Origin of the sequence: Neorhizobium turbinariae (genome assembly GCF_023223505.1) — a bacterium.
Taxonomy (GTDB): Bacteria; Pseudomonadota; Alphaproteobacteria; order Rhizobiales; family Rhizobiaceae; genus Neorhizobium; species Neorhizobium turbinariae.
Genome location: NZ_JALPRY010000001.1, coordinates 87,456 through 103,827, shown reverse-complemented (window position 1 = coordinate 103,827; position 16,372 = coordinate 87,456). Strand labels below are relative to the sequence as shown.

Sequence of the window (16,372 nt, the reverse complement as noted above, 5' to 3'; positions counted from 1 at the left end):
CGGTCAGAAACAGAAAAGGCGGCACAGAGGCCGCCTTCTTTGAAGGTGAACGGGAGATTTAGTGTTCCCGGTTTGCGTAGACCGACTTCTTGGTCAGGTAGATCAGTCCCGTGAAGATCAGCAGGAAGATCATGACCATGAAGCCCGTGCGCTTGCGCTCTTCGAGGTGCGGCTCTGCAGCCCACATCAGGAAGGCAGCGACGTCCTGCGAATACTGCTCGACGGTCTGCGGAGCGCCGTCGTCGTAGGTCACCTGATCGTTGCTGATCGGCGGTGCCATGGCGAGCGCCGCAGCACTTGCGAAGTACGGGTTGTAGTGGGTGCCCGGAGCGACTTCGACGCCAGCCGGCGGCTCTTCATAACCGGTCAGCAGCGAGTAGATGTAATCCGGGCCACCTTCCTGGTACTGCGTGAAGATGTCGAAGATGAAGGTCGGGAAGCCACGGGTAATGCCGCGTGCCTTGGCGAGCAGCGACATGTCCGGCGGTGCAGCGCCGTTATTGGCGGCAGCAGCAGCCTGGTTGTTCGGGTACGGCGACGGGAAGTAATCCGAAGGCACGGCCTTGCGGGTAAACATCTCGCCATCGTCGTTCGGGCCGTCCTCAACTTCATAGTTGGCGGCGAAGGCCTTCACCTGGGCTTCCGAGTAGCCAAGGCCTTCCAGGGTGCGGAAGGACACGAGCTTCATGGAATGGCAGGCCGAGCAGACTTCCGTGTAGACCTTCAGGCCGCGCTGGAGCTGGCCCTTGTCGTAGTGCCCGAAGGGACCGGCAAAGCTCCAGTCCACGTTCTTCGGATGCTTGATCGGATAGTGCGGCGTGCCGCCTTCGGCATGTTCTTCACCGCCGGCCGGAGCAGCAGCATGGTCCTGCGCCAGCGCGGTGGTAACGCCCAGGCCTGCTACGAAGGCCAGCGAAAAGAAGCTTGCAACGAGCTTTTTCATATTCTTTTTCCCTCTCGCCCGCGAGCTTCAGACGGTGACTTTGGACTTGCCGTGCTGCTCCAGGACGGCTTCCGTGATCGAGTTCGGGATCCGCCGTGGCGTCTCGAACAGGCCGAGAAGAGGCATGATCACGAGGAAGAAGCCGAAGTAGTAGAGCGTGCCGAGCTGCGACAGGATGACGTAGATGCCTTCAGCAGGCATGGCGCCGAGCCAGCCGAGCATGATGGCATTGGCCACGAAGAGCCAGAAGAACAGCTTGTACCACGGACGGTAGACGGCCGAGCGGACCTTCGACGTGTCGAGCCACGGGAGGAAGAACAGGATGATGATCGAGCCGAACATCACCAGAACGCCACCGAGCTTGGAGTCGATCGGGCCGATGTTGAAGGTGATCGCACGCAGCATGGCGTAGAACGGCAGGTAGTACCATTCCGGAACGATGTGCGCCGGGGTCTTCAGCGGGTCAGCCGGGATGTAGTTGTCCGGATGGCCGAGGTAGTTCGGCATGTAGAAGATGAACCAGGCGAAGACGATCAGGAAGACCGATACGCCGAGCGCGTCCTTGAGCGTTGCGTAAGGCGTGAAGGCAACGGTGTCCGTCTTGGTCTTCACTTCGATGCCGGTCGGGTTCGTCTGGCCGGTCACGTGCAGGGCCCAGATGTGCAGGACGACAACGCCGGCAATCATGAAGGGCAGCAGGTAGTGAAGGGAGAAGAAGCGGTTCAGCGTCGGCTGGTCAACGGCAAAGCCGCCGAGCAGGAACTGCTGGATCCACTCACCCACCAACGGGAAGGCCGAGAAGAAGCCGGTGATAACGGTTGCACCCCAGAAGGACATCTGGCCCCAGGGAAGCACGTAGCCCATGAAGCCGGTTGCCATCATCAGGAGGTAGATGACGACGCCGAGGATCCAGAGGATTTCGCGCGGTGCCTTGTACGAGCCGTAGTAGAGGCCGCGTGCAATGTGCAGATAGACTGCGATGAAGAAGAAGGATGCGCCGTTGGCGTGCATGTAGCGCAGCAGCCAGCCGTGGTTCACGTCGCGCATGATCTTTTCGACAGAGTCGAATGCGACGCCGGTCGATGCCGCATAGTGCATGGCAAGCACGACGCCCGTCAGGATCTGAACAAGCAGCATGACCGACAGCATGGCGCCGAAGGTGTAGGCATAGTTCAAGTTACGGGGAACGGGGTAAGCAACGAAGCTGTCATGGAGCATACGCGGCAGCGGAAGCCGCGAATCGATCCATTTTTCAATGCCGGTCGACGGCTGGTATTCGGAATGACCGCTCATCTATGTGTATCCCCTCACCCGATCCTGATGACTGTGTCGGACGTAAACGTAAAAGTCGGAATGGCGAGGTTCTGCGGTGCCGGGCCCTTACGGATACGGCCAGCCGTATCATAGTGCGAGCCATGGCAAGGACAGAACCATCCGCCGAAATCGCCGGCCTGGCCCAGCGGAACGCAACCGAGGTGGGTGCAGGAACCGATCATGACGATCCAGTTTTCCTTGCCTTCGCCACCGGAGCGATCAACGCCGGTTGCTTCGGCTTCCGCCGGCAGATTTGCGTTACGAGCAACCGGATCCTTGAGGTCGGCAAGCGCAACCGCGTTGGCCTCTTCGATTTCCTTTTGCGTGCGGTTGCGGATGAACACCGGCTTGCCGCGCCACTTGACGGTCAGCGACATGCCGGGCTCGAGAGCCGCAACATTCACTTCGATCGAAGCAAGAGCCAGCGTCGAAGCATCCGGGCGCATCTGGTCGATGAAGGGCCAGGCGACGGATGCCGCACCGACCGCACCGGCCATGCCGGTCGCCAGGTAAAGGAAATCACGGCGAGTGGGCTCGCCCAAAGCTTCGCTGTGTGTATCGTGCTCGCTCACGGATAAATCTTCCTTCTCACGCAATTTGCGGAAACCCCAGTCCCCCTTCCGTAAGAATCTCAAGCGGACATAATCCGACCATAGATTCCCCGGCAATTTGGCGCGTTCTATGCTTGATCGCAAAATATGTCCAGCCTTGCCACATATCGGCATCCACATTGTCCGGCGAAAAAATCGACATGGGAAATCGCAGCTTACGAGGCAGCGACCGGGGCTTGAGGCGAGTTACCGGACAGGCCGAAAGATTCGTGGTTGCAGATAGAAGCGCGAAGTCCTTGAGAAGCCGCAGCAAGCGGTTGTGCTGCTGCGTTGCAACAATGGCGGGCGCATGCTACGTCAGCGTCAACCCAGAAGGCAGCCGCTTCGGATAAAGCTGAATGAGAGTCGTCCTGTCGGTGGCCATCTGCGTCATCGTGTCGCTTGTGCTCGGTGCGATCGGGACACGCTACATCCATCCCCACTGGATCCTTGCGACCCTCTACAGCCTGCATCTTCATGCGGCCGTGGCGTGCATGCTTGCGATGATCGTCGCGCTTTTCATCCAGCGCCATTTCCTGATCTGGCTGCTGTTTGCCGCTACCATTTTCTTCGTCGGCCATGCTCTGCTGATGAGCCGTGAATTCGCCGCACCGGCAACCGCGCAGGAGGCGTCCGGCACCAGCTTCCGCGTGCTTTCCTTCAACATTCTCAACGACAACTACGCGAATGCTGAATCGATCGTTGAAGCGATTGCCGGTTCCGGCGCCGAGATAGTCAACATCATGGAGGCGGCACCGCTGCGGGTGCATTTGGATGCACTGGCGCTCTCTTACCCCTATCGCGTCGGCTGCGGCGTCCTCATCGAGGACTGCGACCATCTGATGCTGTCCAAGGTGCCGATCGACCGCCCTGTTGTCCGCACGCTGAGCGACATCTTTCCGGACCGCTTCATCCTCGGCAAGGTGACGATCGCCGGACGTGAGATCAACGTCGCCGGCATCCACACGACCAAACCATATTTCGACAACTTCCATTCGCTCGAACTCATCCGCGCGGGACTGGCCCTGATAGAGATCCCCGGGCCCCTGCTGGTTACTGGCGACTTCAATGCCTCGAGCCTCGGGCCGAACATGCGCCGCTTCCTGCGCATCACCGACCTGAAAACTGGAGGATGGGAGCCAGCAAGCTGGCCGGTCAGCGCCGGTGTCTTTGGCGTGCCGATCGACCATGTCTATGCGCGCGCGCCGCTGAAGATCAAATCGGTGACACGACTGCCCGATGCGCATGGCTCAAACCACGCCGGCCTTCTCGCGGAAATCGTCATTCTTCCCTGAGGATTACTGAGCGGCGTCTGCCGCAAGGAAACCGCCGGACTGCCGCGCCCAGAGCTCCGAATAAAGTCCGCCCCGGGTGATGAGTTCATTATGCGTGCCCTGCTCGATGATGCGGCCGCGATCCATCACCACCAGGCGATCGAGTGCGGCGATGGTCGACAGCCGATGCGCAATCGCCAGCACCGTCTTTCCTTGCATCAGCTTTTGCAGGTTGGACTGGATAACCGCCTCGACTTCCGAGTCGAGTGCCGAGGTCGCCTCGTCGAGCACCAGGATCGGCGCGTCCTTCAGCATCACGCGCGCAATCGCGATACGCTGCCGCTGACCGCCGGAAAGCTTCACGCCGCGTTCGCCCACATGCGCGTCAAAACCCTTGCGCCCCCGCTGGTCTTCGAGGTTGGCGATGAATGTTTCCGCTTCGGCGCGCCGCGTTGCCTCGAGCAACTGCTCTTCGGTCGCATCCGGTCGGCCGAACATGATGTTGTCGCGGATCGAGCGGTGTAGCAGGGACGTATCCTGCGTGACCATGCCGATCTGGGCGCGCAGTGATTCCTGCGTCACCTTGGAGATGTCCTGCCCGTCGATCAGGATGCGCCCGCCCTCAAGGTCGTAGAAACGCAGGAGAATGTTGACGAGCGTCGACTTGCCGGCACCGGAGCGCCCCACGATGCCGATCTTCTCGCCTGGGCGGATCGTCAGCGACAGGTCGTCGATGACGCCTCTGCTCTTGCCGTAATGGAAGCTGACATTCTCGAAGCGGATCTCCGGCCGCGTGACGGTGAGTTCGCCGGCCGCCGGCGTGTCGGTTAGCCCGATCGGCTTGGAGATGAGTTCCGCCGAGTTCTGGATCGTGCCGATATTGCGCATGATGCTGTTGAGCTGCGTCATCAGCCGTCCGAGCAGGAAGTTGAGCCGCAGCATCAGCGCCAGCGTGAAGGCGACCGCGCCGGAGGTGATGAGGCCGGACAGCCACAGATGCACGCTCATGCCCGCCATGATGACGATCATCGTACCCGATAGGAATGCCATCGAAGCGCGCACCCGCGTCAACATGCGGGTGAAGCCGATGATCGTGTCCTGGAAGGTCTCGAAGCCCGACAGCATGTAGCGGTCGTTCGCCTCGTCGCGACCGAAAAGCTTCAGCGTCTGGATATTGGAATAGGCATCCACCATGCGGCCACTGATCATCGAGCCGGCTTCCGCCGAGGCCTTGGCGTGGTGGCGGATGCGCGGCACGTAATGACGAGCGAGCACGGCAAACAGACCAAGCCACACCACGACGACAACCGCCATCCGCCAATCGAGGCCCGCCACAAGCGCGATGGTCGAGACTGAATAGATCCCGACGAACCAGACGCTTTCCATGAAGGAAGTCAGCACGTCGCCGGTTGCCTGCCCGGCCGACCAGACCTTGGTGACGATGCGCCCGGAAAAATCGTTCTGGAAGAAGGAGAGCGACTGGCGCGAGACGTGAATGTAGGACTGCCACCGCACGAGATTGTAGAAGCCGGGCGTGATCACCTGCTGGTCGATGAGCGCGGTAAAAAGCGCCACCAGAAAGCGGCCGACGCCAACGACCAGCGCCATCACCACAAGCTCGGTACCGTGTGCTGCAAGCAGGCCGGACCAGCCGTCCGCCGGTTGCGTCTGGTCGAGGATGTCGACAAGCCGCCCCACATACCAGAACATCGCTGCTTCTACGCCCGCCGCTACGCCGCCGAGCACGAGCATAATGAAGAAGGGCAACTTTGCCTGCCTGATATAAAACCAGATGAAACCGAAAAGCCCTTCCGGGGGCTTCAGGTCATCCCGCCTCGCGAACGGCTTGATCCAGTTTTCAAAGAGGCGGAAGATGGGGTTCAACATGCAGCCGATATAGGCCTGTCGGGCCGGGTGGCAAATGACAAAAGCGGGCCGCTCCAACCGGAGCGGCCCGTTTCTTATTCCGCTGCCGCTTCCTCAACCGGTTCACCGCCGAGGAACCCGCCAGACTGGCGTGTCCAGAGGTCAGCATAGATCCCGCCCGAGGCCACGAGTTCGGGGTGGGTGCCGGTTTCAACGATGCGGCCGCGATCGAGCACGATCAGCCGGTCCATCTCGGTCAGCGTCGAGAGCCGGTGTGCGATGGCGATCACCGTCTTGCCCTGCATCAAGGCGAAAAGGTTTTCCTGGATCGCCGCTTCCACTTCGGAATCGAGTGCCGAAGTCGCCTCGTCGAGGATCAGGATCGGCGCGTCCTTGAGGAAGACCCGGGCGATTGCAATCCGCTGGCGCTGGCCGCCGGAAAGCTTCACGCCGCGTTCGCCGACATGTGCATCAAGACCTTTGCGTCCCTGCAGATCGGACAGCCCCTCAATGAAGTCCCAAGCGTTCGCGCGCCTGGCGGCCTCGATGATCTCCTCGTCCGTCGCCTCCGGCTTGCCATAGGCGATGTTGTCGCGGATTGACCGGTGCAGCAGCGACGTATCCTGCGTCACGACGCCAATCATCGCCCGCAGGCTGTCCTGAGTCACCGTCGAGATGTCCTGGCCGTCAATCGTGATGCGCCCGCCTTCAAGATCGTAGAAGCGCAACAGCAGGTTCATCAGCGTCGTCTTGCCCGCCCCCGAACGCCCAACAAGCCCCACCTTCTCGCCGGCCGGAATGTCGAGGGTCAGCAGATCGATCACGCCCTTCTTCTTGCCGTAGTGGAAGCGGACATTCTCGTAGCGGATGTGCCCCTTCTTGGCCGTTAGCTTGGGCGCCTGATTGGGATCCACGACGTCGTGCGACTTCGTCATCATTGACATGCCGTCATAGACCGTGCCGATGTTTTCAAAGAGCGCCGAAACCTCCCACATCACCCATTGCGACATACCGTTGATGCGCATTGCCAGGCCGATGGCAATGGAGATGGCGCCGATCGAGATCGCGCCGTCTAGCCAGAACCAGATCGACAGGCCGCCGACCACGAAGAGCGCAGCACAGTTGTAGAAATAGACGAGCACCTGGAAGCCGGTGACCTTGCGCATCTGCCGGTGCACGGTCTCCAGGAAGATATCCATCGCATCGCGCGCATAGGCCTCTTCCCGCCCGGCATGCGAAAACAGCTTCACTGTCGCGATATTGGTGTAGCTGTCGACGACACGGCCGGTCATCATCGAGCGCGCATCCGCCTGTTCGGCGGAAATCCTTCGCAGCCGCGGCACGTAGTAGGCAACGGTCGTGCCGTACGCGACGATCCACAGCACCAGCGGCACCGCCAACCGCCAATCGGCAGACGCCACGACCACGATCATCGAGATGAAATAGGTCACGACGTAAACGAAGACGTCGAGCACCTTCATCACCGTCTCGCGGATCGCCAGCGATGTCTGCATCACCTTGGTCGAGACACGGCCGGCAAACTCGTTGGCAAAGAAGGTCATCGAGTGACGCAGCAGGAAGCGGTGCATCTGCCAGCGCGCAATCATCGGGAAATTGCCCATCAGGATCTGGTGCATGATGAGCGAATTCAGCGTCGCAACCGCCGGCAGACCGATCAGCACCACGAAAGCCATCAGCAGCAGGCGGCCGCCTTCGTTCTGCAGGAACGTCTCGCGGTCGGCATTCGACAGCCAATCGACGATGTCGCCAAGGAAACGGAACAGCCAGACTTCGCCGAGCGCGATCAGCATCGTGCAGGTCGACATGATGACGACCCATGGCCAAACCGGCTTGGTGTAATGCCACAGGAACGGCACGAGCCCCTGCGGCGGCAGCGACGGTGCCTCATCCGGATAGGGATCGACGCGTTTTTCGAACCAGGAAAACATCAAGAAGCTCCAGAAGACCGCTAACACTGACACCGATCAGTAGGCGTGCGCGAAAGCGGCAGAATCGTAGATGGCGTGGCCGTGACGGCCGCGTAACGGATCAGGAATGGAAAAGTTTGCGAGAAACCGCGAAACGCCTAAGCCAGCGAGATGATTGTCTGGCGGAGGCGGGTAGACACGGTCATATCCATGGAGGCCTCCTGAGCTGGCGTTGATCTATCGCGCCTTCTACCCGTTCAAGTCAAAATTGAAAAGAGCAATTGTGCTGATGGATGCCATCAAGGAGCGTGATCTCGGGCTCTCGCGATCTCCTTCCAATGACGCACCTTGAGATGGTGCAGCGCTTTCGCCTATGGATCGATGTATGACCACACCCGCTTCCCGTCTGCGTATCGCGCTTTACCAGCCAGACATTCCGGGCAATACCGGCACGATCCTGCGCCTTGCCGCCTGTCTTGGCTTATCGGTCGACATCATCGAGCCGGCCGGGTTCGACATCTCTGACCGTAATCTCAAACGCTCCGGCATGGATTATCTCGCTTCCGTCGCACTCACCCGCCACGTGAACTGGGAGCAGTTCGATGGCTGGCGCCGCGGACAAGGACGCCGCTTGGTGCTGGCCTCGACCAAAGCCGCCCTGCCCTACACGCAGCTTCAGTTCGGAGCCGATGACATCCTGCTGTTCGGCCGTGAAAGCGCCGGCGTGCCGGACCATGTGCACGAGATCGCGGACGCTCGCGTGCTGATCCCGATGGTGGAAGGGCAACGTTCGATCAATCTTGCCATATCGGTTGCGATGATCAGCGGAGAGGCGCTGCGCCAGACAATTTGGAACGGATTATAGAGGATTCCGTTCTATTCTGTCGCTAATGGCCTATGCACTCCTGTGCACTCTGCCTATATTTAGTTAGCCGGCAATCCAAATTGCTGCAGATATTCTTCCCTACGGAAAGTGCCGCATGCAATCGACCATCGTCATCATCAATCTCCTGGGAGCAGTTGCGCTGCTGCTCTTCGGCCTTTCCCAGGTCAAGGACGGTGTGACGAGAGCTTTCGGCGCCCGGCTTCGGACGGGGCTTGCCACCGGCACGCGCAGCAGCTTGCGCTCCTTCTTCTCCGGGCTGGTCGCAACCGTTGCGCTGCAAAGTTCAACAGCGACGGCGTTGACCGTTGCCTCCTTTGCCGAACGCGAATTGATCCGCCCGCGCATGGCGCAGGTCGTGCTGCTGGGCGCCAATGTCGGCACCGCAATCACCGCCTGGATCGTCGCTACCGGCATCGAGTGGCTGTCGCCGCTCATCATCCTCGTCGGCGTCGGTATGTTGCGGTCGCGCGCCTCCACCCGCCAGGCTGGCGGCACCGCGCTTGTTGGCATTGGCCTGATGCTGCTGTCGCTGCATCTGTTGGGGCTCGCGACGGAACCAATGCGTCAGTCTCCGGCGCTCGCCACCTTCATCGGCTTGCTGGACAACGCCTGGCCGGTGGCGCTGATCTTTTCTGCCGCGCTTGCTTTCGTCTCCTCGTCCAGCCTCGCGGTCGTGGTTCTCATCCTGTCGCTTGCCTCGACCGGAATGGTCTCAGCGGGGCTTATCATCGCGCTTATCCTCGGCGCCAACCTGGGCGGCGCAATCCCGCCGGTCGTGGCGACCCTTTCCGGCCCCGCTGCCGCCAAGCGGATCACCATCGGTAACCTCATCGTCCGGGCCGCGGGCTGCGCCATTGCGCTACCGCTGGCAGGCATTGCGTCCGGGGTGCTCGCCTCGCTTCCGCTTTCGCCGTCCAAGCTGCCCGTCGATGCCCACCTCGCCTTCAACGTGCTGCTCGCCATCGTCGCCTGGCCGCTCGCCGGCACGGTCTCCAAGCTCACCACCCATCTCGTTCCCGATGATCCGCAGATGGATGGCGGCCCGCGCTTCCTTGATCCGCAGGCGCTGAGCAACCCGGTCATGGCGCTTGCCAATGCCACGCGTGAGGTCTTGGGCCTCGGCGATGCCATCGAACGCATGCTGATACGCGCTGAAAACGCCTTCAAGCACAACGACCTGACGCCACTCGCCGAGATCGCGACGCTGGAAAAGCGCGTCGACAATCTCCAGCAGGAGGTGAAAATCTACCTGTCGAAGCTTGGCCGGGTCGGGCTGGACGGCGACAACGCTCGCCGCTCCATCGCCATCATCGACTATGCGATCAACCTCGAACATATCGGCGACATCATCGACAAGGGCATCTGCGATCAGGTGCGCAAGAAGATCGCCAACGGCCTGCAATTCTCCGATGACGGTTTCGAGGAGTTGAAGACCTTCTTCGACATCACCATCGACAACCTGCGCACGGCGCAGACGATCTTCCAGACCGGCGACTTCAATCTCGCCCGGCACCTGATGGAGATAAAGGTTGACGTCCGTCGCATGGAAAAGGAGTCGGCGGAGCGGCACCTGCAGCGCCTGCGCGATGGCCGGATGGAAAGCATGCAGACGAGCTCGCTCCATCTCGACATGCTGCGCGACCTGAAGCGCATCAACGCCCATATCGTCTCGGTCGCCCATCCCATTCTGTCGGACGGCGGCGTGCTGAGCGAAAGCCGCCTGCGGCGCGCCGAACCGGGCGCGTAAAGGCGTATCAGCTAGGAAAAGGGGTCAGTCAGCGGTGGGCAGGCGCCGCATGGTGAACTCGATCTGGTCCCCATCGAGCTGCCGCCAGCTTTCGACTTCGGTCCAGTAGGCCGCCTTCGGGAACTCCGCGAACCACTCGCGCGCCTTCTGCCGGGCTTCTTCCCGCGAAAGCTGGAAGGTCTGCCGAACATAGATCCCGCCCGCGCCCTTGGCACTCTCCTGCCGGTTGCGGTCGATCCTTCGTTTCAGTCCGTCGAGTGGCGGGGGTGGAAACTTCGCCATGCAAGCCTCTGATCGGCACCTTTACAAGAAGTGAAGATAATATGCCGTTGCGCGCTTTGCGAGTCTGAATTTCCTGTCTAGGAAACGACGGCACGGTTCGCGAAAGGATGCTCCTTTAGCTGCGGGCACGGTGGAGACGACGAAGCGCCAGGCGGATGGCGAGAGGGAATGACATCATGGAACGGCCGCAACTGCCAAAGGGACTTCCCGAGGACATCGAAGACAAGAAGGGCACCGCGAAAGCCTGGTTCGAAAGCCTTCGCGACACGATCTGTGCCTCCTTCGAAGCCCTCGAAGACGAGCTGACCGGGCCACTCTCCGACCAGGAGCCCGGCCGCTTCAAGCGGAAGGACTGGCTGCGTCAGGGCGGCGAAGGTGGCGGCGGCAAGATGTCGATGATGGATGGCCGCGTCTTTGAAAAGGTCGGCGTCCATACCTCGACCGTCTTTGGCGAGTTCTCGCCGGACTTCCGCAGCCAGATTCCGGGTGCCGAAGAAGACCCGCGCTTCTGGGCCTCCGGCATTTCGCTCATCGCCCACCCGGTCAATCCGAACGTGCCGGCCGTGCACATGAACACGCGCATGGTCGTTACCTCCAGCCACTGGTTCGGCGGCGGCGCAGACCTCACGCCCGTGCTCGACGCGCGTCGGACGCAGACGGACCAGGACAGCGTTCTGTTTCACCGCGTCATGGAGATCACCTGCAAGCGCCACGAAACGGTTGCCGATTACGATCGCTACAAGGCCTGGTGCGACGACTATTTCTTCCTGAAGCACCGCAACGAGGCCCGCGGCATCGGCGGCATTTTCTTCGACTGGCTGCATTCCGAGGAGGAAAAAGGCGGCTGGGATGCAGACTTTGCTTTCGTGCAGGATGTCGGTCGCGCTTTCGCTCTCGTTTACCCGAAGATCGTCCGCGCAAACTTCAACAAGCCCTGGACGGAAGAAGACCGCGACGAGCAGTTGGTCCGCCGCGGCCGCTACGTGGAGTTCAATCTCCTCCATGACCGCGGCACGATCTTCGGGCTGAAGACGGGCGGCAATGTCGAGTCGATCCTGTCCTCGCTGCCGCCGGTCGTCCGCTGGCCATGAGCTTCAACAGGCCCTGCTAAAATTACTGAGAAAAGCCGATAGGAAAATATCCCGGCCGGTGCTAGCTTCATCTTCGGTTGCACGGAGGATGATCACCATGACCACGCCGAACAGCATGCCAACATCCGACGCGTCCTGGAACGCGTCCCGTCTGATCGAAACTCCCGAAATGATCGACCGTCTTGCGACGGAAATGCGTGCCCGGAGCGGCGGTGAACTGCCGCATTCCTTCTATGTCGAGCAGGTCAGGCGACAGCTTGCCGGCAAGACGGTGGAAGCCACCGCCGCCAACGATGAACCCGCCCAGGACAAGTGTGACGACCAGCCGTCAGTTTTCCACGCCTGGGCCATGCCTGACTGACAAGGGAACGGCACCGAGCCTTTTCGAGTTATCGTTTGAGTACCCCGGCACCGGGGGGACGCTCCCGGCCGGAAACGTCGATAGGAGGAAATGCGATGCGCTTGTTCGAATGCGGCACGCTGGTGCCAGGCTGCCAATGGCATACCCGGGCCAACGAGGATGCCGAGGTCGTGCGCCGCGCAGTAGACCATCTGCGTTCTGTGCATGGCGAAGAGATCATCCGCGAGAACATGGTCGAAAACATCAAGGCGCGTATCCGCGACGAGGGCAGCACCGAAGCCGCCTGATCCACATATTCCAGGAAACAGCCTGGTTCGGGTCCTATTCCCTGACCAGGGCATCGAGCCGGGCGGAAAGCTCCGTCCGGTTGAGCGTGAAGTTGCGCTCCACCCAGAAATCCTCCAGCATCTTCAGGATTTCGCCCACCCGCTTGCCTGCCGGCACGCCCGCCGCGACGACATCGGCGCCGCTCAAGGGAAAGACCGGCTTCTGGTAGCCTTTCGCCCGGTCGAGCAGCACAGAAAGCCGTGCCGACTTGCGCATGGCAACGGGATCACCTTCCGCATCGGCGCGCGCCGACGCCAGCGCCAGCCGCAGCCGCGTCGACAAGCCCTCGTTGCCGTGCCGGTAAAGCAGCCGATTGAAGCCGACATCCGTTACCTCATCCGGCACGACAGGAGCATTCGCCCAGGCCTGGAGGCGCGCTGCGTCGGCATTCGACAACCTCAGCCGCTTTGCCAGAGCTTCGAGCCGCTCGGCCTGCGGCGGCACGATCGCGGCAAGGCGCAAGATGTGATCTGGCGCCCAACCCAAGGCCTGCTCCGTCGCCGCCAGTGCGTGGATCGCGTCGATGCCCCACTTTTCTGTCTCCGGCAGAATTTCCGTCAGGACACCTACCTGCCGCATCCAAAGAAGCGCGCGGGACGGATCGGGTGCGGCGAGAAGCTTCCTCGTTTCCGCCCAAACCCGCTCGGCCGACAGCGTCTTGAGCTTGTCCTTGGCGCGGGCCGAAGCACGCAGGCCATCAGCATCGGGCCGTCCGGAGCCGTAATAGGCAAAGAAGCGGAAGAAACGCAGGATACGCAGGTAATCCTCGGCGATCCGCTGGCTGGCATCGCCGATAAAGCGAATGGTGCGGTTTTCGATGTCCGGCAGGCCGTTCACCAGATCCACCACCTCGCCAGACTGATCGGCATAAAGTGCATTGATCGTCAGGTCGCGGCGCTCGGCATCCACCTGCCAGTCCGTGCCGAACGCTACCTTGGCGTGGCGCCCGTCCGTTTCGATATCGCGCCGAAGCGTGGTCACCTCGAAGCCCCGACCATCAACCACGAGCGTCACCGTCCCGTGCTCGATGCCCGTCGGCACGGCTTTCAGGCCCGCCGCGTTCGTACGCTCGACCACCACCTCGGGCAAAAGTGTCGTTGCGACATCGACATCAGCGACCGGCACGCCCATCAGCGCATTGCGCACCGCGCCACCGGCAACCCTCGCCTCCCCGCCATCGGCGTTGAGCAGCGCGAGGATCTTCTGCAGCGCCGGATCATGGAACCAGTCCGTCTGGGCAACCGAGGTCATCTGTAAAGCCTTTCATACAATGTCCGGATGATCCCGGCGGTAATGCCCCAGATATGCCATTCGCCGTAAGGCATCATGTAGAAGTGGCGCTCCGTGCCATCCCATGTACGGCTGCCACGCTGGTGGTTCGCCTCGTCCATCAGGAACGATAGCGGAACCTCAAAGACAGCGGCGACCTCTGTCGGGTTAAGCTTCAGCTCGAAGCCGCGCTTCACCACCGAAAGCACCGGGGTGATGCGAAAGCCGGTCGCAGCATAATAATCTGGCAGGCGAGACAGGGTTTCGACATAAGCAGGGTCAAGCCCGATCTCCTCCTGCGCCTCCCGCACGGCGGCAACTTCCGGCGAATGGTCTTCAGGATCGATGCCTCCACCCGGGAAGGCGATCTGCCCGGAATGCTTGCGCAGGTTGGAGGTGCGCTGCGTCAGGATAACCTTTGCCTCGTCACCGTCGTCTACGACCGGCACCAGGACCGCTGCATCCTTGAGCCTCAGCCCCACTGCAATATCGACAAGCGTCGGGTTGAGCAGATGGTCGCCATGCTCGCGCGACGCTTTCGCTACCGGCCCACCATTCTGGTTCAGCGCACGCCGGCGAAATTCGGGTGCGGAGAAAAGCGGATGGCCGCGGGTCTGGTCATGCAATGTCATTGGGAGAGCGCGTCCAGTTCTGCTTCCGGCATGACCGGGAAAACCTGCCCGCCCGAGCGCAGGCAGAACATCGGCACGCCGTCGACATCGACCACTTCCCCGAGTTCGACGAGATCGTACATCACCGCCCGCGACACCAGTGCCTCAAGCCGGGCGCGCACCAGAAGGTAAGGCTTCAACTCGTTGTTCTCGCCGGCAATCTCGAAACGCAGCGGATGCTCGGCCCCGGCTTCCACCACGTCGCCGACATTCGTGCGGAAGGTCAGCACCTGCCCCTTTTCGCCCTGCGTCACCTGCATTTCCACGGCAAGGAACGGCGCATCCTCAACCCGGATTCCGACCTTTTCCACCGGCGTCACCAGATAGGTGCGCCCATCCTCGTCCTTGCGCAGCACGGTCGAGAACAACCGCACCAGCGGTGCTCGGCCGATTGGCGTGCCCATGTAGAACCAGGTGCCGTCGGCACGAATCTCCATGTCGAGATCGCCGCAGAACGGCGGATTCCATTTCTCCACCGGAGGCAAGCCGCGCGCGCCTTCACCCGTCTGTTCGGAGGCCCTCGAGATCATCGCCGCCAGCCCTGCAGCATCCGGTGCCGATTTTATCATTTCCGCCGCCATCTTGTGGTCCCGGTTCGGCCGTAAGCAACTTGAACGGCAAATTGTTCTCACGAGATAGTCATTCAGTTCGCGCTTGTCAGCCACATTTCGGGGAATAAGTTTGATCGGATGAGGCATGTGCTGCAGCGCAGCGATTCGACTTGCTCTATGAAGGGGCAGGCTTGATAAGCCCGCAGGTTCTGGATGATGGAGAGCGACATGGGCATGATGAATTCGACCGATACCGTTCTCGATGAGAAAGCCATCATCGCTTCGGCCGAACAGGCACTTGCCGATATTGCCTCCGTTCGCACGGAAGTCGCCAAGGTCATCTTCGGTCAGGAAAAGGTGGTCGAGAACACCCTGCTCGCGGTTCTGTCCGGCGGCCACGCCCTGCTCGTTGGTGTCCCGGGGCTTGCCAAGACGAAGCTGGTGACGACGCTCGGCACCGTTCTCGGCCTCGACTCAAATCGCATCCAGTTCACGCCCGATCTGATGCCGTCCGATATCCTGGGCTCCGAAGTCATGGACACGGATGACACCGGTCGCCGCTCCTTCCGCTTTGTCAAAGGTCCGGTCTTTGCCCAGCTTCTGATGGCCGACGAAATCAACCGCGCCTCTCCGCGCACCCAATCGGCGCTGCTGCAGTCCATGCAGGAATATCACATCACGGTTGCGGGCCAGCGCTACGACCTGCCGGCGCCATTCCATGTGCTGGCGACGCAAAACCCGCTGGAACAGGAAGGTACCTATCCGCTTCCCGAAGCCCAGCTTGACCGCTTCCTGCTGCAGGTCGACGTGCTGTATCCCGATCTCGCGGCTGAGCGGCAGATCCTCCTCGACACGACCGGCGTCGCAGAAGCCAAGGCGCGCAGCGTCATCAATGCCACCCGCCTCCAGGAAATACAGGTGCTGATCCGCCAGATGCCGGTGAGCGACAAGGTGGTGGACGCGATCCTGACGCTGGTGCGCTCCGCCCGCCCCGGCCACGGCAATGCCACGACCGACAAGCATGTTGCCTGGGGTCCCGGCCCTCGCGCCGGCCAGTCACTGATGCTCACCGCCCGCGCCCGCGCGCTTTATGAGGGCCGGCTGGCACCGTCGCTTGATGATGTCTATGCGCTGGCCGAGCCGGTACTTGAACACCGCATGGCGCTGACCTTTGCCGCGCGTGCCGAAGGCATGTCGGTGCGCGACGTCATTGCCAGCCTGGTGAAGCAGGCCACGGGCTGAGCGGCCGAAAACCGGCGAGAAAGGAACCTG

General features: G+C 61.4%; 16 protein-coding genes. 7 read left to right on the top strand and 9 right to left on the bottom strand.

The window, feature by feature from the left end:
- Window positions 1-58 precede the first annotated feature (58 nt).
- From M0654_RS00505 to petA, 3 genes are read right to left on the bottom strand one after another with little or no spacing between them, the layout of a single operon-like run.
- A complete protein-coding gene (locus M0654_RS00505) occupies window positions 59-943 on the bottom strand; it encodes a cytochrome c1 (RefSeq protein WP_118850136.1) in 885 nt (294 codons plus the stop codon).
- Between the two features lie 27 nt (window positions 944-970).
- Complete coding sequence (locus tag M0654_RS00500; RefSeq protein WP_118850137.1) at window positions 971-2,236, bottom strand: cytochrome b; 1,266 nt, start codon at window positions 2,234-2,236, stop codon at window positions 971-973.
- 14 nt (window positions 2,237-2,250) lie between these two features.
- Window positions 2,251-2,829 (bottom strand): ubiquinol-cytochrome c reductase iron-sulfur subunit, encoded by a 579-nt coding sequence (gene petA / locus M0654_RS00495; RefSeq protein ID WP_118850138.1) that lies wholly within the window; start codon window positions 2,827-2,829, stop codon window positions 2,251-2,253.
- A 377-nt stretch (window positions 2,830-3,206) separates the two neighbouring features.
- Here petA and M0654_RS00490 point away from each other — a divergent pair, with 377 nt between their 5' ends.
- Window positions 3,207-4,142, top strand: coding sequence for an endonuclease/exonuclease/phosphatase family protein (locus M0654_RS00490; RefSeq protein ID WP_248681369.1), 936 nt, complete (start codon window positions 3,207-3,209; stop codon window positions 4,140-4,142).
- 3 nt (window positions 4,143-4,145) lie between these two features.
- On the opposite strand, the gene M0654_RS00485 is transcribed toward M0654_RS00490, so the two are convergent.
- Complete coding sequence (locus M0654_RS00485; protein ID WP_248681368.1) at window positions 4,146-6,008, bottom strand: ABC transporter ATP-binding protein; 1,863 nt, start codon at window positions 6,006-6,008, stop codon at window positions 4,146-4,148.
- A gap of 74 nt (window positions 6,009-6,082) precedes the next feature.
- Window positions 6,083-7,936 carry an ABC transporter ATP-binding protein gene (locus M0654_RS00480; RefSeq protein ID WP_248681367.1) on the bottom strand — a complete coding sequence of 618 codons (1,854 nt, stop codon included), beginning with the start codon at window positions 7,934-7,936 and terminating at the stop codon, window positions 6,083-6,085.
- A gap of 364 nt (window positions 7,937-8,300) precedes the next feature.
- Here M0654_RS00480 and M0654_RS00475 point away from each other — a divergent pair, with 364 nt between their 5' ends.
- Window positions 8,301-8,780: a tRNA (cytidine(34)-2'-O)-methyltransferase gene (locus M0654_RS00475; protein ID WP_248681366.1), complete on the top strand. Its 480-nt coding sequence runs from the start codon at window positions 8,301-8,303 to the stop codon at window positions 8,778-8,780.
- Between the two features lie 115 nt (window positions 8,781-8,895).
- Window positions 8,896-10,548, top strand: coding sequence for a Na/Pi cotransporter family protein (locus tag M0654_RS00470; RefSeq protein WP_248681365.1), 1,653 nt, complete (start codon window positions 8,896-8,898; stop codon window positions 10,546-10,548).
- Between the two features lie 24 nt (window positions 10,549-10,572).
- On the opposite strand, the gene M0654_RS00465 is transcribed toward M0654_RS00470, so the two are convergent.
- The gene (locus tag M0654_RS00465; RefSeq protein WP_118850144.1) at window positions 10,573-10,830 is read right to left on the bottom strand and encodes a hypothetical protein; all 258 of its coding nucleotides are present in this window, start codon (window positions 10,828-10,830) and stop codon (window positions 10,573-10,575) included.
- A gap of 176 nt (window positions 10,831-11,006) precedes the next feature.
- On the opposite strand from M0654_RS00465, the gene hemF reads away from it, so the two are divergent.
- The 3 genes from hemF (at window position 11,007) to M0654_RS00450 (ending at window position 12,569) form a co-directional block, all read left to right on the top strand.
- Window positions 11,007-11,921: an oxygen-dependent coproporphyrinogen oxidase gene (gene hemF, locus M0654_RS00460; RefSeq protein WP_248681364.1), complete on the top strand. Its 915-nt coding sequence runs from the start codon at window positions 11,007-11,009 to the stop codon at window positions 11,919-11,921.
- Between the two features lie 97 nt (window positions 11,922-12,018).
- Entirely contained in the window at window positions 12,019-12,282 is a 264-nt protein-coding gene (locus M0654_RS00455) for a hypothetical protein (protein WP_248681363.1), read from the top strand.
- Between the two features lie 95 nt (window positions 12,283-12,377).
- Window positions 12,378-12,569 carry a DUF1059 domain-containing protein gene (locus M0654_RS00450; RefSeq protein ID WP_248681362.1) on the top strand — a complete coding sequence of 64 codons (192 nt, stop codon included), beginning with the start codon at window positions 12,378-12,380 and terminating at the stop codon, window positions 12,567-12,569.
- A gap of 34 nt (window positions 12,570-12,603) precedes the next feature.
- On the opposite strand, the gene M0654_RS00445 is transcribed toward M0654_RS00450, so the two are convergent.
- The 3 genes from M0654_RS00445 to M0654_RS00435 are packed head-to-tail and all read right to left on the bottom strand — an operon-like array spanning window position 12,604 to window position 15,130.
- The gene (locus tag M0654_RS00445; protein WP_248681361.1) at window positions 12,604-13,860 is read right to left on the bottom strand and encodes a CCA tRNA nucleotidyltransferase; all 1,257 of its coding nucleotides are present in this window, start codon (window positions 13,858-13,860) and stop codon (window positions 12,604-12,606) included.
- Window positions 13,857-14,510 (bottom strand): CoA pyrophosphatase, encoded by a 654-nt coding sequence (locus tag M0654_RS00440; protein WP_248681360.1) that lies wholly within the window; start codon window positions 14,508-14,510, stop codon window positions 13,857-13,859. The genes M0654_RS00445 and M0654_RS00440 overlap by 4 nt, the downstream gene beginning before the upstream one ends.
- The gene (locus M0654_RS00435) at window positions 14,507-15,130 is read right to left on the bottom strand and encodes a DUF1285 domain-containing protein (RefSeq protein ID WP_248681359.1); all 624 of its coding nucleotides are present in this window, start codon (window positions 15,128-15,130) and stop codon (window positions 14,507-14,509) included. Before M0654_RS00435 ends, M0654_RS00440 begins: the two co-directional genes overlap by 4 nt.
- 198 nt (window positions 15,131-15,328) lie before the next feature.
- On the opposite strand from M0654_RS00435, the gene M0654_RS00430 reads away from it, so the two are divergent.
- Window positions 15,329-16,342 carry an AAA family ATPase gene (locus tag M0654_RS00430; RefSeq protein ID WP_248681358.1) on the top strand — a complete coding sequence of 338 codons (1,014 nt, stop codon included), beginning with the start codon at window positions 15,329-15,331 and terminating at the stop codon, window positions 16,340-16,342.
- Window positions 16,343-16,372 lie beyond the last annotated feature (30 nt).

Excerpts from the sequence above, each read along its gene's own strand:
- M0654_RS00430 (WP_248681358.1), top strand. The coding sequence starts at position 15,329 with ATGGGCATGATGAATTCGACCGATACCGTTCTCGATGAGAAAGCCATC.
- M0654_RS00445 (WP_248681361.1), bottom strand. The coding sequence starts at position 13,860 with ATGACCTCGGTTGCCCAGACGGACTGGTTCCATGATCCGGCGCTGCAG.
- hemF (WP_248681364.1), top strand. The coding sequence starts at position 11,007 with ATGGAACGGCCGCAACTGCCAAAGGGACTTCCCGAGGACATCGAAGAC.
- M0654_RS00475 (WP_248681366.1), top strand. The coding sequence starts at position 8,301 with ATGACCACACCCGCTTCCCGTCTGCGTATCGCGCTTTACCAGCCAGAC.
- M0654_RS00465 (WP_118850144.1), bottom strand. The coding sequence starts at position 10,830 with ATGGCGAAGTTTCCACCCCCGCCACTCGACGGACTGAAACGAAGGATC.
- M0654_RS00435 (WP_248681359.1), bottom strand. The coding sequence starts at position 15,130 with ATGGCGGCGGAAATGATAAAATCGGCACCGGATGCTGCAGGGCTGGCG.
- M0654_RS00455 (WP_248681363.1), top strand. The coding sequence starts at position 12,019 with ATGACCACGCCGAACAGCATGCCAACATCCGACGCGTCCTGGAACGCG.
- M0654_RS00485 (WP_248681368.1), bottom strand. The coding sequence starts at position 6,008 with ATGTTGAACCCCATCTTCCGCCTCTTTGAAAACTGGATCAAGCCGTTC.
- M0654_RS00480 (WP_248681367.1), bottom strand. The coding sequence starts at position 7,936 with ATGTTTTCCTGGTTCGAAAAACGCGTCGATCCCTATCCGGATGAGGCA.
- M0654_RS00440 (WP_248681360.1), bottom strand. The coding sequence starts at position 14,510 with ATGACATTGCATGACCAGACCCGCGGCCATCCGCTTTTCTCCGCACCC.
- M0654_RS00470 (WP_248681365.1), top strand. The coding sequence starts at position 8,896 with ATGCAATCGACCATCGTCATCATCAATCTCCTGGGAGCAGTTGCGCTG.
- M0654_RS00490 (WP_248681369.1), top strand. The coding sequence starts at position 3,207 with ATGAGAGTCGTCCTGTCGGTGGCCATCTGCGTCATCGTGTCGCTTGTG.
- M0654_RS00450 (WP_248681362.1), top strand. The coding sequence starts at position 12,378 with ATGCGCTTGTTCGAATGCGGCACGCTGGTGCCAGGCTGCCAATGGCAT.
- M0654_RS00500 (WP_118850137.1), bottom strand. The coding sequence starts at position 2,236 with ATGAGCGGTCATTCCGAATACCAGCCGTCGACCGGCATTGAAAAATGG.
- M0654_RS00505 (WP_118850136.1), bottom strand. The coding sequence starts at position 943 with ATGAAAAAGCTCGTTGCAAGCTTCTTTTCGCTGGCCTTCGTAGCAGGC.